Annotated in this window: 20 protein-coding genes; 16 read left to right on the forward strand and 4 right to left on the reverse strand. The window is 57.8% G+C overall.

The genetic code is table 11. The features are described 5' to 3' along the window. Positions 1-4 precede the first annotated feature (4 nt). From PQT43_RS27250 to PQT43_RS27285, 8 genes are all read left to right on the forward strand, one after another. Positions 5-3,463, forward strand: coding sequence for a phage tail tape measure protein (locus PQT43_RS27250; protein WP_272755121.1), 3,459 nt, complete (start codon positions 5-7; stop codon positions 3,461-3,463). Between the two features lie 54 nt (positions 3,464-3,517). Beyond that, positions 3,518-3,856 (forward strand): phage tail protein, encoded by a 339-nt coding sequence (locus tag PQT43_RS27255; protein ID WP_267268518.1) that lies wholly within the window; start codon positions 3,518-3,520, stop codon positions 3,854-3,856. Further along, positions 3,853-5,625: a phage tail protein gene (locus PQT43_RS27260; RefSeq protein ID WP_272755123.1), complete on the forward strand. Its 1,773-nt coding sequence runs from the start codon at positions 3,853-3,855 to the stop codon at positions 5,623-5,625. Before PQT43_RS27255 ends, PQT43_RS27260 begins: the two co-directional genes overlap by 4 nt. Beyond that, positions 5,622-6,008 carry a hypothetical protein gene (locus tag PQT43_RS27265; RefSeq protein ID WP_267268516.1) on the forward strand — a complete coding sequence of 129 codons (387 nt, stop codon included), beginning with the start codon at positions 5,622-5,624 and terminating at the stop codon, positions 6,006-6,008. Before PQT43_RS27260 ends, PQT43_RS27265 begins: the two co-directional genes overlap by 4 nt. Before the next feature lie 49 nt (positions 6,009-6,057). Continuing rightward, entirely contained in the window at positions 6,058-6,741 is a 684-nt protein-coding gene (locus PQT43_RS27270) for a phage minor tail protein L (protein ID WP_272755124.1), read from the forward strand. A gap of 2 nt (positions 6,742-6,743) precedes the next feature. Continuing rightward, on the forward strand, positions 6,744-7,514 hold the full coding sequence (locus PQT43_RS27275) for a C40 family peptidase (RefSeq protein WP_272755125.1): 771 nt from the start codon (positions 6,744-6,746) through the stop codon (positions 7,512-7,514). Between the two features lie 42 nt (positions 7,515-7,556). After that, complete coding sequence (locus PQT43_RS27280) at positions 7,557-7,940, forward strand: Rap1a/Tai family immunity protein (RefSeq protein WP_272755127.1); 384 nt, start codon at positions 7,557-7,559, stop codon at positions 7,938-7,940. 514 nt (positions 7,941-8,454) lie between these two features. After that, complete coding sequence (locus PQT43_RS27285) at positions 8,455-8,814, forward strand: DUF2388 domain-containing protein (RefSeq protein WP_272755128.1); 360 nt, start codon at positions 8,455-8,457, stop codon at positions 8,812-8,814. Positions 8,815-8,881: 67 nt separating this feature from the next. Here PQT43_RS27285 and PQT43_RS31565 read toward each other — a convergent pair whose 3' ends face one another. Next, complete coding sequence (locus tag PQT43_RS31565; RefSeq protein WP_442962479.1) at positions 8,882-9,499, reverse strand: YkgJ family cysteine cluster protein; 618 nt, start codon at positions 9,497-9,499, stop codon at positions 8,882-8,884. A 508-nt stretch (positions 9,500-10,007) separates the two neighbouring features. Here PQT43_RS31565 and PQT43_RS27290 point away from each other — a divergent pair. From PQT43_RS27290 to PQT43_RS27325, 8 genes are all read left to right on the forward strand, one after another. Next, positions 10,008-10,607, forward strand: a complete 600-nt coding sequence (locus tag PQT43_RS27290; RefSeq protein WP_272755129.1) for a tail assembly protein — start codon at positions 10,008-10,010, stop codon at positions 10,605-10,607. A gap of 57 nt (positions 10,608-10,664) precedes the next feature. Beyond that, positions 10,665-13,757 (forward strand): host specificity protein J, encoded by a 3,093-nt coding sequence (locus PQT43_RS27295; RefSeq protein WP_272755130.1) that lies wholly within the window; start codon positions 10,665-10,667, stop codon positions 13,755-13,757. Continuing rightward, on the forward strand, positions 13,754-14,044 hold the full coding sequence (locus PQT43_RS27300; protein WP_272755132.1) for a hypothetical protein: 291 nt from the start codon (positions 13,754-13,756) through the stop codon (positions 14,042-14,044). The genes PQT43_RS27295 and PQT43_RS27300 overlap by 4 nt, the downstream gene beginning before the upstream one ends. Then, positions 14,044-14,868, forward strand: a complete 825-nt coding sequence (locus PQT43_RS27305; protein ID WP_272755133.1) for a hypothetical protein — start codon at positions 14,044-14,046, stop codon at positions 14,866-14,868. Before PQT43_RS27300 ends, PQT43_RS27305 begins: the two co-directional genes overlap by 1 nt. 140 nt (positions 14,869-15,008) lie before the next feature. Then, complete coding sequence (locus tag PQT43_RS27310) at positions 15,009-15,452, forward strand: structural protein P5 (RefSeq protein ID WP_272755134.1); 444 nt, start codon at positions 15,009-15,011, stop codon at positions 15,450-15,452. Then, positions 15,449-15,823 (forward strand): hypothetical protein, encoded by a 375-nt coding sequence (locus PQT43_RS27315; protein WP_272755135.1) that lies wholly within the window; start codon positions 15,449-15,451, stop codon positions 15,821-15,823. Before PQT43_RS27310 ends, PQT43_RS27315 begins: the two co-directional genes overlap by 4 nt. After that, on the forward strand, positions 15,820-16,077 hold the full coding sequence (locus PQT43_RS27320) for a hypothetical protein (RefSeq protein ID WP_272755137.1): 258 nt from the start codon (positions 15,820-15,822) through the stop codon (positions 16,075-16,077). The genes PQT43_RS27315 and PQT43_RS27320 overlap by 4 nt, the downstream gene beginning before the upstream one ends. A 178-nt stretch (positions 16,078-16,255) precedes the next feature. Beyond that, positions 16,256-17,110: a hypothetical protein gene (locus PQT43_RS27325; RefSeq protein ID WP_272755138.1), complete on the forward strand. Its 855-nt coding sequence runs from the start codon at positions 16,256-16,258 to the stop codon at positions 17,108-17,110. Between the two features lie 130 nt (positions 17,111-17,240). Here PQT43_RS27325 and PQT43_RS27330 read toward each other — a convergent pair whose 3' ends face one another. From PQT43_RS27330 to PQT43_RS27340, 3 genes are all read right to left on the reverse strand, one after another. Next, the gene (locus tag PQT43_RS27330) at positions 17,241-17,918 is read right to left on the reverse strand and encodes an SOS response-associated peptidase family protein (protein ID WP_272755140.1); all 678 of its coding nucleotides are present in this window, start codon (positions 17,916-17,918) and stop codon (positions 17,241-17,243) included. 20 nt (positions 17,919-17,938) lie between these two features. After that, a complete protein-coding gene (locus PQT43_RS27335) occupies positions 17,939-18,274 on the reverse strand; it encodes a hypothetical protein (RefSeq protein ID WP_272755141.1) in 336 nt (111 codons plus the stop codon). Between the two features lie 622 nt (positions 18,275-18,896). Beyond that, positions 18,897-20,051 (reverse strand): alpha-hydroxy acid oxidase, encoded by a 1,155-nt coding sequence (locus tag PQT43_RS27340; protein WP_272755143.1) that lies wholly within the window; start codon positions 20,049-20,051, stop codon positions 18,897-18,899. Positions 20,052-20,111 lie beyond the last annotated feature (60 nt).

Below are 20,111 nucleotides of genomic sequence, written 5' to 3' on the forward strand. Positions count from 1 at the left end.
GCTCATGTCAGGCACAATCGCGCAACTTGGTATTGCGGTAAATTCGGGCGAAGCCGTTCAGGCTGCCACGGATCTGGAGCGCTTGGCGCAGGCCGGCGCAAAGGCTGAAAAAGCAGCGGATGGAGTGTCTGCCGGCTTCGACAAGGCGGCAGCTTCCACCACTGGCCTGGCATCCGCCGAGGGCAAGCTTTCTGAGTCGACTGAAGATGCGATGAAGCGTCTGACGGCTATGGCGAAAGCCTCACTCGAGTCGAGCGATTATTACCAGCGGCTTACAACCAGTGTTGGCACCAGCTCGACGGCAATGGACGCATCAGTATCTTCGGCGAGCAGCCTTGCGGCACTGGCGCGGCGGTTGAGGGCCGAGTCCGATGCACTGGTCGGGTCGACCGATAAGCAGGCTGAGGCTGCGAAGAAGGCTGCTGCTGCTACTGGCGTTCAAGCCGAAGGGTTGCAAGCGCTGCTCGGCAAGATCAATCCCGCCATTGCTGCGCTCGACAAGCTGGATCAGCAGCAGGCCCAGTTGCAGAAGTACAAGGCGGCCGGTCTGATCGACGCCGATACCTTCCGGGAATACTCGGCCCGCATTGACGCATCCCGGCAGAAGCTGGGCGACTTTGATGAAGGCCTGAAGAAGACCGGAGCCAGCTCGAAGCAGACCGAAGCGGCGCTGCGACAGCTTCCGGCGCAGTTCACTGACATTTTCACCAGCCTGGCCGGCGGCCAGAACCCTTTGCTCGTTCTGTTGCAGCAGGGTGGCCAGATCAAGGATTCATTCGGAGGTGTGGGTGCCACCCTCGACGTCCTCAAAGACAAATTCCGCTCACTGTTTGCTGGTGGATCTGATGCTTCAGTTTTGGGGGAGTCGCTCGTTGGTCTCGCCATAGGCGCGAAGGACGTGGCCGAGAATGCGGGGGAAGCAGGGGAGAGCCTGTCGGACTTTGCCGAAAACTCGAACACAGTGGCAGAAGCTGCTGAGAATGCGCAGCGCGCGGCAGGCGCTCTTCAACCTGCAATGAGCGGCGTATCGCTCGGGGCTGCGGGCGTATCGCTTGCTATTGTTGCCGCTGCAGCTGCAGTCGGGACCCTGATCTACGGCTACAGCCAGGGCAGCAAAGAAACAGATGAATACAACAAGGCACTGATTCTGACCGGCAATGCTGCTGGCACGACCGCCGGGCAGTTGTCCGACCTTGCCCAGCAGGTGAGTGCCACCAACGGCACCACCGGCGAGGCTGCTGATTCGCTGGCGCTGCTGGCTTCGTCTGGTGTGATCGCCGGCGGAAGCTTCAAGGATATCGCTGATGCGGCGGCAGCGATGGAAGATGCCACCGGCAAATCGGTCGGGGCGACCATTGCCGAGTTCGTCAAAATCGCCAAGGACCCGGTTGCCGCTGCGAAAGAACTGAATGACCAGTATCACTTTCTGACGGCATCGGTGTATTCGCAGATCGTCGCACTGAAGGAGCAGGGCGATACTATTGGTGCCGCCAAGCTATTGACTGACACCTACGCCGAAACTATCAAGGGTCGATCAACCGAGATTACTGAAAATCTCGGGACCATCGAGAAGGCCTGGAAGGGCGTCACCGATGAGGCAAAGAAATCTCTCGATGCGATCAAAAACATCGGGCGAGACGCGGGCCCAGCGACGCGCATTGCAGAGCTCACTCAGCGCGTGGCCTACGCGCAAAGTGCGGTTAATGCTGATCCATACGATACCGATGCTGCGAAGAAACTCGTGGACTCAAGGCAAGAGCTGTATCAGCTTCAGTTGATGGTTTTTGCTGGAGAGCAGAGAACCAAGACCGAAGAAGATCAGGCGCGTATTCAGAAACAGGCGATCGATGACGGCATTAAGCTGAAGGCCATCAACGACTCCAACCTCACAAACGCGGAGAAGCGCAATAAGCTAATCCGAGAGTACAAGCAGTATGTCGCCAGCGTGCGCGCCGCGAACCCCGATGACCCAATGGTTCAGCCTGAAGCAGTTGCGAAGGCAATCCAGAACATCAAGGACAAAAACAGGGATCAGAAGGGCCCGTCTGCCGGCACCGTGGACCTCACCGGTTACAACGCGGCGCAAAACGCTCTCAAGGAAATCCAGGCCGAATACGCTAACGCACAGAAACAACTTGATGCTACGCAGAAGGCCGGTTTGATCTCACAGCAGGAGTACCTGCTGAAGCGGGAAGCCTTGATCGGTAACGAGCGGGATGAGGTTACCGCTGCATATGAGGTGGAAATCGCAGCGTTGGAGGCGGCGAAAGGCAAGGCGTCTACCAGTGCCGAGCAAAGGATTCAGCTCGACCAGAAGATTGCTGACGCCCGATCCGACGTGGTCAAGGCTCAGAAGGCGGCAGACAGCGAACTGGATGTGCTGGCGAAAAATGAGCAGGGGCGGTTGAGGAGGCAGGAACTGGCAGTTAAGACCTACACCAGCGCCCTGCAGCAGCAAGTCGATACTCTGCGCGAGCAGGGCATGCGCGCTGCCGCCGGCCTTGGCCAGGGTGACCGCCAGCGGGACCTGACCAATCAGCAGAACGCGATCGACGACCGCATCAACCAGCAGAAGCTGGACCTGGCCAACCAGTACGGCGATGGCTCCCGGGGCATGAGCCTCGACGAGTACACGCAGAAACTGCAGGCGCTGGAAGCCACCCAGCAGAAGCTGCACGACGCCGTGGTCAGCAACTACGACGATATGTCCGCTGCCCAGGGCGACTGGACCAACGGAGCATCCTCTGCCTGGCAGAACTACCTGGAGTCGGCGCGGGATGTGGCCGGCCAGACCAAGAGCCTGTTCACCAACGCCTTCGGCTCCATGGAAGATGCGATTGTGCAATTCGCGATGACCGGAAAGCTGTCGTTTGCTGACTTCACGAAGTCGATCCTCGCAGATATGGCCAGGATCGCTGTTCGCCAGGCCAGCTCCTCGGCGCTCAGCTCGTTGTTCGGCATGGCTGCCTCTGCTGCCGCATCGTATTTCGGCGGCGGGGCGGCCTCGGCCGGCTCAACGCAGGCCGGGTATACCGGTGTCGACTTCTCCAGCTACCAGGCCAATGGCGGTGCCTGGGGAGCTGGCGTGCAGATGTTCGCCAATGGTGGCGCCTTCACGAACAGCGTGGTCAGCAAGCCAACGGCTTTCGGAATGGCTGGCGGCCAGACTGGAGTGATGGGCGAGGCGGGCCCCGAGGCGATTGTGCCGCTGGCCAGGACCTCCGGCGGCCAGCTGGGTATTCGTGCCGTGGGCGGTGACGGTGGCGGGAGTGGGTCAATGATCCAGCTGAACGCCCCGGTCAGCGTAACGGTTCAAGACAGGAGCTCAGAAGGCATGCAGCTTGATCAGCAGGCGCTGCAGCAGAATATGCAGAAGCAGATGCTTGCAGCTGCGCAGAAGGCCGTTGATGACTCCTGGCGGCCCGGTGGAACCAGTTACATGAAAGCCCGCGGACGCGGGTAACCATTGTCCAGAAACCATACCCGCTTCGGCGGGTTTTTCATGCCTGGAGTACTCATGGCAACTGAAACCTTCACTTGGAAGCCGAATAACGATCCCGCGGCCACCATTGCGTTTCGAACCAAGTCGGCCAAGTTCGGCGATGGTTACGAGCAGCGCGCCAAGGACGGAATCAACAACCGCTCGCAGTCCTGGCCCCTGACGTTCACGGGCCAGAAGGCGCGCATCAAGGAGATCATGGAGTTTCTCGACCGACATGCCGGCGCAACGCCGTTTTTTTGGTCTGACCCGCTGGGCGATCAAATGCTCTACCGCTGTTCCGAGTATCAACCCAAGGCCATGGGGGGCGATGCCTACACCCTGACCGCAACCTTCGAACAGGCGTTCCACCCATGAGTATCGATCCCATCAACATCGGCGGGGCGCCCAACGATGGCAATGGCCAGAATCTGCGCTCGGGCGGCCAGATCATCAACGACAACTTCGCGGAGCTGGATACCCGCACTGCGGCAGCGCAGGTGAGGGCCGATCAGGGCGTTTCGGATGCTGCGGCGGCGCGGGATGCCGCTGCTGAAGCGAAAGCGATAGCCGACGCCGCAGTGCCTGCGACGGCCCTGGGTGACTCGGTTCCGCAGTTGATTAACGGGGTGGTGCCGGCCTCCCAGCTACCGAGCTTCGTCGATGATGTGCTCGAATTTCCAACTCTGGAAGATTTTCCGGAAGCAGGCGAAACAGGGAAGATATACATCGCGGTCAACGATGGCGACAGCCCGATCAATCCGACGCGGCAGTACCGGTGGAGTGGCTCCGCGTTTGTGCTGATACCGTCCTCGCCTGGCTCAACTGACCAGGTGCCCGAAGGGCCGACAAACCAGTACTTCACGCAGTCCCGCGTGCGCTCAACGACTCTTTCTGGCCTGGGCGCCCTGGTCAATGCTGCGATCCTGGCAACCGACACGGTGCTGCAGGCTTTTGCAAAGCTTCAGGGCCAGCTCAACGCCAAGCTTGGCAAAAGCGATGTAGCTGCAGACTCCGACAAGCTCGGCGGTCAGCCTGCGTCGTACTACACGGCAACGATGGTGGGAGCCACTGCTTCCGCCGCTGGCGTCAAAGGACTTGTTCCCGCCCCGGCTATTGCAGACAAGGACCGGTTCCTCAAGGGTGACGGCAGCTACGGTGATGTTGGCGGCCTTCCTGTTGGCTCCCTGGTTCCGTGGCATGTGTCGGAGGCCTCGCTGCCGAGCGGATACATCCCGGCAAATGGCCAGCTTATTGATCGAGCTATGTTTCCTCAGTTGTGGGCGCTTGTTGCCCCTGTTGCCTCTACTGACGCCCAATGGCTTGGCGACGTACAGCGGCAGGCAGGTTGGTCGGACGGCGATGGCACTACCACATTCCGCATGCCCGACCTTAACGGCAAGGGGGCAAACAGCCAAACCGAGGCTTTGTTCCTGCGCGGTTACGGGCGCAATTCCTCTGGCTTGGCATCGAAGTATCAAGCTGACCAATTCCAGGGGCACACCATCAGCGCGACAAACGGTTGGGGGCTCTCAGAGTTCAGCACGTATGCAAGCGCGGGATCGTCGAATGCCAATATTCGAGGAGTCTTCTATACGACTACCGCTGCACCAGCAGTCGGTAACGTAATTGCTACGCCGCGCACCGACGGCACTAACGGGACGCCGCGTACCGGATCGGAAACGCGCCCCGCAAACGTCGCAGTTATCTGGTGCTTTATCGGTGGGACTGTAGCCACTAACCAGGGCACCGTAGATATCACTGCCACTGCAGCCCAGGTGACAGCCCAAGCTTCGCAGATCCAGAACCTTCAATCTGCAATGGTCAAGAGATGGAGCAGCGGGCCTATTTCATGGTCTGTTGCCGGAGTAATCAATCTGACGCACAACCTCGGATTTGAACCTGCCAATGTTGTTGTGAAGGGACGCTACAAAGCGGCGGTGAACGGTATGGCGATAGGGGAGAGTGAGTTCTCGGTCGGCATTCTCTATCAGTCTGCATTTCTTGGTGTCATTGCGAGAAAGCCGACAGCTACCACCCTGCAGATACAAGTGGCTCGTGACGGTTTGAGGCTTTCAAACGCTGCCGGTGAGCTTGTAGCGGTCACACCGGCTCAAGTCGATTTAGTGGTGGAGCTTTGGGCATGACTGAGGTTGATGAGAAGCGCATCGTGCTGATGCTATGCGTGTTTCCCGACGGTCGCATGGACGGTTGGTACGAAGTGCCGCCCGAGGGCAGCATTCCGGTCGATACGGCAAACGAGTTTTACGATCAGATCTGGCTCTTCCCTGGATGGAGCCCGAGCCCCTCCAATCTCCGGCGCGTCGAGGACGATTGGCGCGAGTCCGAGTTGACGGTTATCGCCGGCCAACTTGATGCGCTGGAAGAAGCCGAAGTTGGAGATGCTCCAGCGGATTTGCTGACCGGGACTCGCGCTCAGTGGCTGAAGTATCGGGGCCTGGTCCGTAACTGGGCCGAAGGGAAGGGCGACTATCCAGAAGTCACCAAACGTCCAAAGCGGCCCTCCTGAATCACTGCTACCCGCCAGCGAGCGGGATTTTTTTGCCTGAGGAAACACGATGCCAATTACGGCCGACATCCAGACCCTGGAGCCTGGTGCGTGGGTAGAGCTTTTCGAGCTCGACGCTACCGCGCTGGGCGCCGAGTTGTACCGTTTTCACGGCTACCGGCAACAGTCGTCGATCTTCTGGCAGGGTGAGGAGTACTCGCCCTGGCCAATCCAGGCCGAGGGCTTCGAAATGACCGGGCAGGGCGCCCAGCCGATGCCGACCCTGTCTGTTGGCAACGTCGGCGGGTTCATCACAGCATTGGTGCTGTACTTCGAGGACCTGGTGGGGGCGAAGCTGATCCGGCACCGGACCTTGGGCAAGTACCTGGACGGCCAGCCCGAGGCAGACCCTGACGAAGAGCTACCGCCGGACATCTGGTATGTCGAGCGCAAGACTGCCGAGAACAACGAAACGGTGCAGTTCGAGCTGGCCTCAGCCTTGGACTTCGCCGGGGTTCAGCTGCCGCGCCGGCAGATCGTGGCCAACGTTTGCTGGTGGCTCAGTTGCGGTGGCTATCGCGGGCCGTACTGCGGCTACAACGGCGGGCCTGTGGCTGATGAGAACGACATCATCGTCACCGACGCTTCCAAGGACAAATGCGGCGGGCGCTTGAGTAGCTGCAAATTGCGCTTTGGCGAGAACAATCCCCTGCCTTACGGCTCATTCCCGGCCGCCGGCCTGCTTCGGAGCTGACCATGAACAAGTCCACCCGCGCCGCAATCGAGCGACATGCGCTGGCTGAGTACCCGCGTGAGTGCTGCGGCCTGGTGATTCGCGAGGGGCGAAAGGAGGTCTATGTGCCTTGCCGCAATACGGCCTCGACGCCCAGTGAGCATTTCCGCCTGGCGCCCGAGGACTTCGCCGCCGCCGAGGACCGCGGCCAGGTGCTGGCTGTCGTGCACAGTCACCCAGACCACCCGGCAGCACCCAGCGAGGCGGATCGCGTCTCATGCGAGGCCTCCGGGCTTCCCTGGCACATCCTTGAGGTCCGCAAGGGCGATGATGAGCAGGTGCGCCCAGGCGAGCTTGTGAGCTTCACGCCTGAGGGCTACCAGGCCCCGCTGATCGGCCGCAAGTTCGCCCACGGCGTGCACGACTGCCTGAGCGTCATCCTCGACTTTTACTGCCGCGAAATGGGCATCGACCTGGGCCAGTACGAACGGGAGGACGGATGGTGGGAGAAGGGCGGAAACCTCTACCTGGAGAACCTGCCGGCCGCCGGCTTCGTGCAAGTCAGCGCACCGCAGCATGGCGACATCGTGCTGATGCAGATCCGGTCGCAGGTGCCGAACCACGCCGGGGTCTATCTGGCCGACGGGGTGCTGAAGACCGAGCCCGAGCACTTCCCGGCGCCCGGGTCGATCCTGCATCACCTCTACAACCGGGACAGCAAACGGGACCCCTACGGCGGCTATTGGCGCGAAGTAACCGTCAGCTACTGGCGACACCGAGACGCCAGGCCCTGATCAAAATGCTATCGTCTGCCGATCTCACAAGGAACGGAAGGCATGCGGATTTTGATAGCAGCGGTATTACTATTTGGAGTACTGACAAGTAATGTGGTGTTTGCTGAAAGTGGCGCTGGAACGAGGTTTCTAAGCGGGTGCAAACTCGCCTTACGCTTCTGGGAAACGAAGCAAATGGCCGCGAACGACAATCAAGTTAGTATGGGTTACTGCGTGGGAGTGGTTGCTGGGGTTCGTGAGACTCTTCAGTACCTTACCGGAGGAGCAGAAAACAAATTCCCAGGTATTTGCTTGCCAGAAAATTACATTGATCAAATGGGCATGCAGGCGATCGTCAAGCACTCTGAACACCACTCTGATCTCTCGACGAAAAGCCCTACGTTGATAGCATTGCTCGTACTCAAAGCTGAGTACCCCTGTAAATAGTATTCCATCCACACTGGATGCCTAGCCAGGAGTGCATAAGATCGTTGCCTATCTTAGACTTCGCGATTTTGCGCAAGCTCTCAAAGGAATGATCTATGACTTCTGGTTCGACTGTAACTTGTCCTCACTGCATGAATTCAGTGCCATGGGGCGCAAGTGTATGTAGGGGATGCCATGCGGAGATAAGCTACGGCACGCCCCAGGGAGTCGTCGTTTTCTTCATTTTCGCTTGCGTTATCGCAGGCTGGTGGGCTGCCAAAGGTGTGCACACCTTGATTACCACCAACTCGACAGTGCTCTGGATAGTATTCGGGGCCGCCTTTCTTGCTAGCGGGTATGTGGCTCAGAAAGTTTGCACGCGCTTTTATCGTGGCAAAACGCGTTTCCACCGCATCTATAAGACCTGATCGTTTTTTCTTGGATCAGTCACTGCCTTTCATCCACGCTGGATGGGTGGATAGCAACGCAGTAGATTCAGACAGAAAGGACGGTTCTTATTCATGGAGTGGATTTTTTGCGCAAGTTGATTGCTGTGCTTCTGCTGGGTTTATCGTGCAGTTTTCCTGTGGTGGCCGGTGACGGCGGTGTCAAGATTTCAATTTTTGGGGCAATCTTTTCATCGACTCTTGCTGTGACTTTTTTCCCATTCACCCTTACGGAAGACAGTCAAGAAAGTAGCCGGAATAGCTCTCAGAGCGGTGACCAAAAAATACTGGCCGCTCGCGACGATGCTGCGGCTTTCGTCGCGAGTGATGGAGATATTCGAGGCGCTAGTTTGGAGGCTGCATTTGAGGTGCTACGTGCTCAGAACAAAATGGGTGCTGTTAGCGACATAAGATTGGCTCAAGCGGTTTTGGTCTACGAGTATCGTTAACCCAAGCGTTTCAATCACTAGTAACGAGCCCAGCCCCGCGCTGGGCTTTTTGCATGGTGGTTTTCGCTCAGTCTGCTAAAGCCATTGACATGACCACATCGACGTTCACGCACTCCTCCGCGCGCCGAAGCAGAGGGTGTAGTTCCGTTAAGCCTTGAAGGTGGAGCATTTTTTGACTACGACCAATCCCGAATGCTGGTCGGATCTCGATAAAGCCAGGCCTGATGAGTACTACGGGGTTGAAGTTGCTAACCGAGGTAAAGTTACACTCTTCGTCGCGTAGCCTTGCTGCGATTTGTCCACCAGGAGGTTTCACCGCAGTGTATGGAGTCCATCGACAGAGGATTGGGCGAACCTCGTGTATGAGGCACTGGCTAGCCTTCGGGTCATGGAAATAGCATGATTTTTTTCTAGCGGCCCGATTCTTTGCATAAGAATGCGTCTCGGGGTGTGCTTTGAGATATTCCGCTATGGCTAAAGCTTCTTCTGGGAAAATCAAGTTGATGAACGCATCGTCACAACATTTTCCAGAGTGGGGGCAGGCCCTACAGTTTTTCCACGAAGGCTCGATGCCCTCTAGCTCGGCTATAGCTTGGTTGAGTATCGGAATCGCTTCTCGAGCATCCATGTCATCAGGCTCATTCTGGTTTTTGAGCACGGCGCCTAGCCGGGCTTGGGGTTGCATAGAGAACTACCCAAAGCCAGATCCTGTCAACGCAGGTTTTTGGCCCCTTCTGCTGGTGGTGGTAGATTGCCCTCAAACCATTTAGAGGGATCGACATGCGAGTTCTGGTAGGGGCGGTTTCGATGGCGATGTTGGCGGGGTGCTCAAGCGTTGCCGAAATAAGGGCAACACCCGTGGTACTGAGTCTTTCCAGTCAAAAGCCGGCCAGGGCCGTTGCCGAGTGCATTCGAGATGGATGGCAGGCCACTTCCATCGTGGGCGGGAGTGTTGGCGGCATCCTCCAGCAGTCTGGGGAGCGCTTCTCTGTCATCGCGCCCAATAGCGAGTCGCCATGGCATGTCGCTGATGTTGTGCCCGTCGGGGGCGGATCAGTTGTTCGATATCACTTCTTCAGAACCTGGCAGTCACCATCTGCCCAAGTCACAAAAGTGGTGAGTGATTGCACCAACAAGTAGCTCATGTCTGACACCGGCCGCCTTAGGGCGGCTTTTTTATATGAGGAGAAAACATGTCAAACCCTGTTGAGAAAATGCAAACCGTCTTGCTGTCTGGGTCCCTGGCTCGTCAATTCGGTCGTCGACACCGAATGATTACCAGTGGCGGCCTCCGTGATGTGATTGGCTACTTCAAACAATTTCCTGGTTTCGAGCGATGCATGGTCGAAAGCGAAGGCAAAGGGCTGCGGTATGCAATCTTCAACGGCAAGGAAAATATCAGCGGGGATGATCTTGGGAAACCGACGGGAAAGGACGTTATCCGTTTCGTTCCCGTGATTGCTGGATCAAAGCGAGCGGGGATGCTGCAGACAGTCATTGGCGTGGTGATTCTCGCCCTTGCCTGGTGGAACCCGCTGGGATGGTCTGCGGCCGCCGTTTCGTTTGCAGGCGCAACAGGGGCATCCATGGCTCTGGGTGGCGTGGTCATGATGTTGAGCCCCCAGGCGAAGGGGTTAGGGTCTCAGGACAGCCCTAACAACCGCCCCAGCTACAGCTTCAACGGAGCCGTAAACACCAGCGTTCAGGGCAACCCAGTCCCGTTGCTCTATGGCCGCATGATCGTCGGCAGCGCGGTGATCAGCGCCGGGATCTACTCCGAAGATCAGATGTAAGTCGAACCTGCTACCGGGCCCGCCGAGTGCGGGTATTTTTTTGCCTGAAGGAAAGTCATGAACAAGCAGATCATCACAGGCGCCAAGGGCGGCGAGTCGAAGCCGCGGCCGTCCGTTGAGGCCCCGGACAGCCTGCAGAGCACCGCCTATGCGCGGATCCTCGACCTGGTGAGCGAGGGCGAGATCCAGGGCTTGGTCTCGGGCGAGCGTTCGGTCTATCTCGACGAAACCCCGCTGACCAATGCCGACGGCACACGGAACTTCAGTGGTGTCACCCTTGATGCCCGCACCGGCAGCCAGGATCAGTTGCACATTCCGGGCTTCCCCGCAGTTGAAAGCGAGATCGCCGTAGGTGTTGAGCTGAAGTATGGCCAACCCTGGGTTCGCGCAGTGCAGAACCTGCAGCTGTCGGCCGTGCGCGTGCGCTTGTCCACCCCGCGCCTGGCCCAGACCAACACCAGCAACGGCGACACTAATGGCTACACCGTGCAGTACAAGATCGAGGTTTCCACCGACGGCGGGCCCTATGTGCAGGTGCTGGCCTCGGCGTTCAGCGGCAAGACCTCGACGAAGTACGAGCGCTCGCACCGTGTCGACCTGCCGCCGGCGAGCAGCAACTGGCAGATTCGCGTCACTCGCCTGACGCCGAACAGCACCAGCGGCGTGATCGCCGACACCACGAACATCGACGCCATTACCGAAATCATCGACGCCAAGCTGCGCTATCCTGGTTCCGCTGTCGTCGGCCTGCAGTTCGACGCCTCGCAGTTCCAGTCGATCCCGACCCGGTCCTTCGACCTACGCGGCCGCATCATTCGCGTGCCGAGCAATTACGACCCGGAAAGCCGGCTGTACTCCGGCATCTGGGATGGTTCGTTCAAGTCCGCCTGGACAGATAACCCGGCCTGGATCTTCTATGATCTGCTGCTGCACTTCCGCTATGGCCTGGGCCACCTGCTGAACGAGGGCCAGGTGGACCGGTGGGAGCTGTACCGCATCGGTCAGTACTGCGATCAGTTGGTGCCGGACGGGAAGGGCGGCCAAGAGCCGCGGTTCACCTGCAACCTGTTCCTGCAGACCAGGTCGAACGCGCTGGACGTGCTGCAGGACCTGGCCACGACCTTTCGAGGCATGTCCTACTGGGCCGCCGGCTCGGTCATGGCTATTGCCGACATACCCGAGGACCCGGTTTATACCTATTCGAACGCCAACGTGATCGACGGCAAGTTCGGTTACTTCGGTTCGGCGAAGAAGACCCGTTACACCGTGGCCCTGGTGAGCTGGAACGACCCGGCCGACTTCTACCGGCAGAAGGTCGAGTATGTCGACGACCAGGCCGGGATCACCCGCTACGGGATCCAGCAGACCGAGATCACCGCCACCGGTTGTACTTCCCAGGCCCAGGCGCAGCGCATCGGCAAGTGGGCGCTGCTCACCAACCGCCTGGAAACCGAAAGCGTGGGGTTCTCTGTGGGCCTGGACGGCACCCTGGCACGCCCTGGGCAGATTATCCGCATCGCTGACAACGATAGGGCAGGGCGGCGCATTGGTGGGCGCCTGCGCTCGTCCACGCTCGACACGCTGATCCTTGATGCCGACGTTAAGGCATACCCAGGTGACACCATCACAGTGATCATGCCCACGGGCACCGCTGTCTCCCGCAAGATCAAGTCGGTCGGGTATCCGCTGACCTGGGACCAGAATGGGATCACCTGGGACAACGGCCGGATTACGTTCGACACCACCGGCTTTCCGTCCGACGTCCAGCAGGTAGTGCTGGCACAGAACCTGGACGATCTGCCGCCTCAGCATTCGATGTGGGCGATTGACTCGACAACCCTGGCCACGCAGCTGTTCCGCGTGATGTCGGTGGCGGAGGATTTCTCCGACTCGGAGATCAAGTTCACGATCAGTGCGGTACGCCACAACGCCAGTAAATACGGCGCAATCGACAACGGCACGCGCATCGAGCGGCCACCGGTGACGGTTATCCCGCCGAGCGTCCAGCGTCCCCCGTCGAACGTGACGGTGAGCAATGACCACTTCGTCGACCAGGGCAGCGCGGTCAGTGTCATGACGATTGAGTGGGAGAAGCCCGAGGCTGCGATCGCCTACGAGGTCTACTGGCGCAAGAACGACGGTGACTGGATCTTTGCCGGCCGCACGGGGACCACGTCTATCGACGTGAGCGGGATTTACGCAGGGCGGTATGTGGCCAAGGTGCGGGCCATAAACTCGCTCGACATCGGCTCAGTGTTCGCGACCTCGGTCGAGACTGTCCTGAACGGCAAGACCACGCCGCCGCCAGTGCCGTCGTCCTTCACTGCAGAGTCGATTGTGTTTGGCATCAAGTTGGCTTGGGGTATTCCGGCAGGAGTCACCACCGCGGACCTGCAGCGAACAGAGATCTGGTACAGCGAAACAAGCCAGGTGGCGACGGCGACCAAGTTCGGCGACTACGCCTATCCGCAAACCGATCTGACGATCATGGGGCTGGCCGCCGGCGTGCGGTTCTTCTTCTGGGCCCGTCTGGTTGACCGTATCGGCAATGTGGGGGCCTTCTACGGGCCTGTGATGGGTCAGTCCTCCGCCGATGCAGGTGTGATCCTCGAGTACCTGAACGATCAGATCACCGAGACGCAGTTGAGCCAGCACCTGCTTGAAAAGATCGACTCGGGTGGCGGTGCGCAGGTTGAGATCGAGACCCTGAAAAGCGAGCTCGCGGCCATGTACTCGATCAAGACCCAGCTCACGGTCGACAACAAGCCATACCTAGCCGGCATTGGTGTTGGCGTGGAGAACAACGAAGGGATCATCACCAGCCAGGTGCTGATCGCCGCAAGCCGATTTGCAATCGTCGACCCGAACGCGGCAGAGATCTACTACCCGTTTGTTGTTCAGAACAATGCTGCCTATATCGACACTGCATTCATCAAGAACGGCTCAATCGACATGCTCAAGATCGGCAGCAACTTGCAGTCGAACAACTATGTGCCCGACGTTTCGGGCTGGGCATTTCGACCCGATGGAACGTTCCAGATGATGGGCAATACCCCTGGAGGCGCAAGGCTCATGATCAATAACAAAGGGCTGTATGTGTTCCATCCGAATGGCGTTAAAGCCATCGACTTGAGCGTGGATGCGACATGACGGTCGGTCTGATTACGCGCGACGCAAACAACAACATCACAACCAACATGACCAAGAAGCTGAGCCAGGGGGCTGGCTCGGTCATCACCAATCGCAGCAATGGGTCGATCCCCATTTCGCTGCCGGCCGGTAGATCGTACTTCTACGTTGTTCAGCCACTGGAAGACTCTCAGCGCACAGCGGGCAAGAAACCTGGCGTCACGATTACGCAGAACAGGCTCGAATGGGGGTATGTGATACCGGGCGGCTTTGCGATGAACTGCGAAATTTTCTATGGGTACTACTGATGAATACCGCACTCATAGTCCGCGACGAGAGCGGCAATGTTCTCTATGACACCTCGAAGTCGATCTACGGCCTGATAAAGAGCGGGCCCGTCACCTATCACGGTAGATGGCAAAGGCTTCAATCAGGCGGAGGGTGGAGCGTCTTCTACGACAACATCTACAAGTTCGAGGTTGAGGGCGCAATCAGCCCGCTCGTGTTCGTGACTGGCGCGAGCAACAAGCCGTTTCAGTCAAAGGAGGGCAACAAGACGGTGTTCTACTTTGCCGGCCAAGTCGACGGCATCAAGGTTTACTGCTTTGACATCATGCGGCCAATCTTTACAGGGCCGGCGCTCAAGACGCGAAAGGAGGACGGAGGGTTCACGTTCAACAGCCTGCAGCGACCGCTGAACGTTGTTGGCACGTCGACTCCGCCGGGCCCTGTGACCTTTCCCAATGGAATGCAAACGCCGTTCTCTGGCGGTTCTGTTGCAGTGCTCATCCCTCAGCCGACTGGCTCGAGACTTGGCGGCGTGTTGTGGGCGTATTACACGGTTAACCTCAATCCAAGCAGGACATATGCCGCGCATATCCCATGGGACCGCGGCTGCGGCTTTGTGAGTCAGCTCGGCAGCGATACTGTCTTCAGAGGCGCTGTTCATGAGGGATGTTATGGCCAGCAAGGATCAATTGTGCACTGCATGTGGAACTCGCCGGAAACTACTTACGACGGCGTTCACAGCACGACTCCCCAGGGGTTCATGTCGCTGCTTTCAAACCGTATGCCTTCTTGCTCGTACATAGACACTGCTGAATACCCATACCCCTTTAATCCACAGCTGTAACTGAAGCGTCCGAATGTGCCCGCCCTGAGCGGGCTTTTTATCGCCTGCAGAAAACGAATGCCGATCACTGAGCAGCAGTTGCTGCAGATCCTCCCCCAAGCCCGCCAAGTCGCGGGCTTTTTTGTGCCTGGAGTTTGACAATGACCATTCAAAACGCCCGCGGTGTCCGCAACCGCAACCCCGGCAACATTGACTACAACCCCCGCAACCAGTGGGAGGGCCAGCTCGGCAAGGAGCCGAACGGCCGCTTTGCCATCTTCGACACTGCCGAGAACGGGATTCGTGCCCTGGGCAAGCTGCTGCTCAACTACCGAGGCAAAGACGGTATGCCGGGAGTCGGCGGCCCAGGCATCGACACCCCCCGTGAGTTCATCACTCGCTGGGCGCCCGGGAACGAGAACGACACCGAGGCCTACATCGCCGCAATCGCTAGGCGCCTGGGTGTGAAGGCGAACGACGCGATCGATATCAAGAACCCGGCGACCCTGCGCGCCGTGATGCTCGGGGTCATCGTGCACGAAAACGGCGGCAACCCTTACTCGAGCGAGGTATTCGAGGAAGGCCTGCGCAGGGCCCTGAAGTGAGCGCCGGCGCCTGGCGGGTGGTTGGCATTCTGCTGGCCGTCGTCCTGGTGTTGGCCGCCGGCGCTGCCCTGGGGGGCTGGATGGCTTCCAGGCATTACCGGCCGCTACTCGACACTGCCCAGGCGGAACTGGCCACGGTAAAGGCTGGCCGCGACAACCTGGAAGCCCTGGCGGGGGAGCAGGGTCGAAAGCTGGGTGACTTAGTGCTGGCTGGCCAAGAGCGTGAGCGCCGAGCCGCCCAGGCTCAGGCCGACGCCAAGGAGCTGGCCCAGCACGACTACGCCTCTGCCAATCGCCTGCTTCAGGAGCGCACTGGCAGTGACCCGGCGCCGGCGGCGGAATCGATCATTGATCAGGAGTTGGGGTTATGAAGTGGTTGCTGCTGGGAATTGTGGTTGCGCTGGTGGGATGTGCGGCGCGGGAGCCTGAAGTGCGCACCGTGCGGGTGGAGGTGCCTGTGCAAGTGCTGTGTAGGGCGCCAGTGGTGCCCGTGCCAGCCTGGGCCACGGATAGCCTCAAGAAGACCGACAGCCTGGAACTAAAGGTACGGGCGCTTCTGGCAGAGCGCCGGCAGCGGATCGGATATGAGCGTTTGCTCGCTGCGTCCGTTGCGGCTTGCCAGTGATAAGCAGATGCCGAACAAAGCCGGAGCAGAGGAATGATGGGTGAGCAGGTCTATTGCACTCTAGAAAAGTGAGGTGGCGAAAGCTGGCGGCGAATTATGAGTAGTGCTGTGAAAGAGGGGGCTAGCGTTTTTGAGGGGACGCATTTTATGCTACGGCCATCATGACATGGAGAAGTTTATGGCGAGTAAAAAACGCAAACACAAGCGTGCCAATCCAGTACCAAAAACAGGTATATGCGCTCTGTTGAGAGTCGAAGGTAAATTCGCAAAGTCTCATCTTATACCAGTCGCTTTGACTTCTCCTGATAAGAAAGGAGATAGATTTATAGAGTCGGGGCGAGGTCAAAGGCCAATTAGAAGATTCACGAGCTGGTTTGATCACCAAATGGTTATTGATGAAGGTGAGTCAATTCTTTCGAAAATTGACACTCGTGGAATCGATGAGTTGAGAAAGCATAAGTTGGTATGGAGCGGATGGAATGGTCTTTCGAGGCTTGAAGCTTCAGACTATGATATTCCACCTCCGCCTGGATCTGGCTTTGGTTTTCGAGGACTTGAAGGTGTTGACTCTAAGGCGCTAAGGCTCTTTTTCTTAAGCATTCTGTGGAGGTGCTTGAAAAGTAAAATTAAAGAGTTTGCATTTCTGCCCCGCGAAGGAGTGGATTTGGATTGGATCGGTCAGATGATATTAAATGGGGACTCGGGTAGTTTTGATTATCATCCGATGATACTTGATCAAATGAGTGACTCTGGGGTGACTCACAATTATTCTCCAACCTACGATGAGGACGAGATTCCACTGGATGGCGGGAAAGTAAAGATTGCTTATTATCGTCTTTATATGCAGGGGTTGGTTGTGAAGATCTATCCGGAATCCTGCCCAGAGTTTGTGGCGCAAGCCGGGCCACTTATCCTTGGAGCTAAGGATAAGCTAGTTTTGATTGCTCGTGCCTTTGAAGAGTCCAAACAATTCTTAAAAGCCAGAGATGAAATTCTTACTATATCGAAAACTTGGCCGGGAGCCATTGTATAATTGAAACATGGTTTCGAAATTATTATTTTCTATGTGTCTAAGCGACTAAGGCGCTAACCTGTAGATGCAGCATATTAACTAGGGTGTATGTTATAGAAAGCCGTATCCGCTTGGGATGTTAACCTGTCATTTATCGCCGCATGGGGTCGATCAGTTCTGCCGTCTGATTCCTGACATTCCCGATGGCGGCGTTAACCCTGAACCACTCGAAGGCCTCCGCGGGCTCGGCTTGGTGCAGGGCCATCTGTTCGGCGCGCTCCTTCGGAGTGTCCGGATCGAGCCATTCCCGGGCCAAGTCCGGGGCCAGGACCACCGGCCGGCGGTCGTGAATATCGACCATGCCGCCGGCGCTGTCGGCGGTGATGATCACAAAGCCGTCGTGCTCGCCCTGGTCCGGGGTCGGAAGTTGTCCGATCGAGGCGCAGAGGATGGGGGAGCCGTCGTGGTGCCTGATCAGGTAGGGCTGCTTCTTCGGGCCGCCTTCATCTACCCACTCAAACCAGTTGTCGATTGGGCATATCGCCCGGTGCGGCCATATCTGTCGGAAGAAAGGCCCGTAGGCCACTTTCTCGACCCGGGCATTGATCGGTGCGGCGCGGTCGGTTGCCCAGTGCGGCCGCCAACCCCAGCGCACGGCGTCAGCGTATAACGTGTCGTCGGCGACGTGGAAGAGGGCGAGCTGCATCGTCGGCGCGGCGTTGTAGCGCCCTAGGGGCTGATCACCGACGTTATTTATCAGGGCCCCGGGCATGCTCAGGGCTGCGACGAAGTCGTGGATGCCGCGGTATTGCGAGAGTCTTCCGCACATGGCTGTGTCCTCGGTTGCTCTCAGCGTAGCTTTCCGCGTGCGCCGGCGGGTATCTGTCGGCGCAGATCCTCGTTCGCCCGGTCCTTGCTCCGAACACTCAGTTCAAGGTCGCTGACCTGCTTTCGCAACAATGCAGCTTCTCCGGCCTTTTCACGCAGACGGGCTAGGGCCTCGTCGCGGTCCTTCTCGGTCTGCGCCTGCATGTTGACCAGCTTGTAGATGTTTTCCCGGGCTGCGCGCAGCTGCCGGTTCAGCTCTGCCACTTCATTTTCCAGCAGCAGGATGTGCTGCTTACAGGTTTCCAGAGGCGAGGGGATGCCCAGCCAATCGGCTGTGTCAGTGTCTTCGGTGTGCACGGTACTACCTCGAATCCAGTGCTGTATGTGCATACAGTAATCGAGGCTTGAGCGGGCCGCGATTTACGCCGACGAACTGTAGGGGGTAGGGGGGTACGGTCGGCAGAACGCCGTAGATGGTGTGCGCAAAACCTACGCTGGGGCCCGCGTATTTTCGTTTGCATAAGCACAGAAATGATGGTTTTTTGTCAGCCGTTGTTTAGTGGTTTTTTCTTTTAAAACAATGAGTTATTGATCTATAGGCCCAAGCATGGGGTGCTAGGGGTCGAGTGTTCGAATCACTCCGTCCCGACCATATTTTTCAATGACTTAGCCCAATCTTCACAGGTTGGGCTTTTTCATGTCTGGAGAATACTCCTACATTTCCTCCCACATAGTTTTTCTTCGAGTTGCTGGTATACAGCTCTCTAATTAGGCGGGGCGGCTTGCTGTATTTCCTGCTCTTACTTCTGGTGGCTGCTCCAGTAACCGAGAAAGTTGAGGGCCGACTCACTGGGAAAAACGGCCTCAAGGATTGGAAGATCGTTGTTTATCGTGATAGCTCTTTGCTCGAGGATTGAATCGTCCCGAGTTTTGTAGACGCTTCTATGCCTTAGCCCGAGTGCGATGGCTTTCAGATTTGTCAGGGCTTCGGATAACTTCCTGGTAACAAGATGTTGTGATCAATTTGCTGTACATCGGTGTATCCGCAAAGTGCCAGGGTCAGGTCCATTTCTTTTGCAATGATCTCCAATGCCTTGGTCACTCCTGCTTCGCCCATTGCTCCCAGTCCATAAAGATGGGCGCGCCCGAGCATGACGCCTTGAGCCCCCAGAGCCAGTGACTTGATCACGTCCTGGCCACTACGAATGCCACTGTCGAACCAGACGTTAATCTGCCCGCCGACTGCTTGAGCGATGGCCGGCAGCATGTTGATGCTGGAAGGAGCGCCATCGAGTTGACGCCCGCCGTGGTTGCTAACTATCAGTGCATCTGCGCCACTGGCAACGGCCAGGTGTGCGTCCTCAACATCGAGAATGCCTTTCAGAATCAGTGTTCCGCCCCAGCGATCCTTGATCCACTTGATGTCGTCCCAGCACAGCGTTGGGTCGAACTGCTCGTAGGTCCAATCGGCCAACTGACGCAAGTCATCCACGCCGGCAACGTGTCCCATGATGTTACCGAAGTAGTGACGGCGAGTGCTGAGCATGCCTTTGATCCAGCGTGGTTTAGTCAGGATGTTCAGAAGGTTGGAGGCAGTTAGGCGTGGCGGGGTACTGAGGCCGTTTTTCAAGTCCTTATGTCGTTGACCGCTCAGTTGCAGGTCGAGAGTCAGTACCAGTGCGTCGCAGCCTGCAGTTTTAGCCCGATCGATCAGTCGGCCGACAAAGTCACGATCACGCATTACATAGAGTTGAAACCAGAAAGGTGCCTCGATTGCGTCGGCGACGTCTTCCAGTGAGCAAATGCTGACCGTTGAGAGTGTGTAGCGAATACCGGCCGCAGTCGCAGCACGCGCCGCAAGGATTTCACCATCCGCATGGATCATCCCAGCCAATCCGGTAGGTGCTATGGCCAGCGGCATAGCCATATCAATGCCCAGTCGATTAGCTTTAAGCGATCGATTTTCGAGATTTCTTGCAACGCGCTGGCGCAGTTTGATCTTTGCAAAATCGTCCTGGTTAGCGTGGTAGGTACTTTCGGTCCAAGAGCCTCCATCGACGTAGTCATAGAACATGCGTGGTATGCGCTGCTGCGCCATTTTGCGCAGGTCTTCGATGCAAGTAACGATAGGCAATTGGACTGCTCCCGAGTGATGTTCAGAGTCAGCCTAACCGCCTGATGCATCATCAGCAGG

The organism is Pseudomonas sp. BLCC-B112 (assembly GCF_028550695.1).
GTDB classification, from domain to species: Bacteria; Pseudomonadota; Gammaproteobacteria; order Pseudomonadales; family Pseudomonadaceae; genus Aquipseudomonas; species Aquipseudomonas danubii.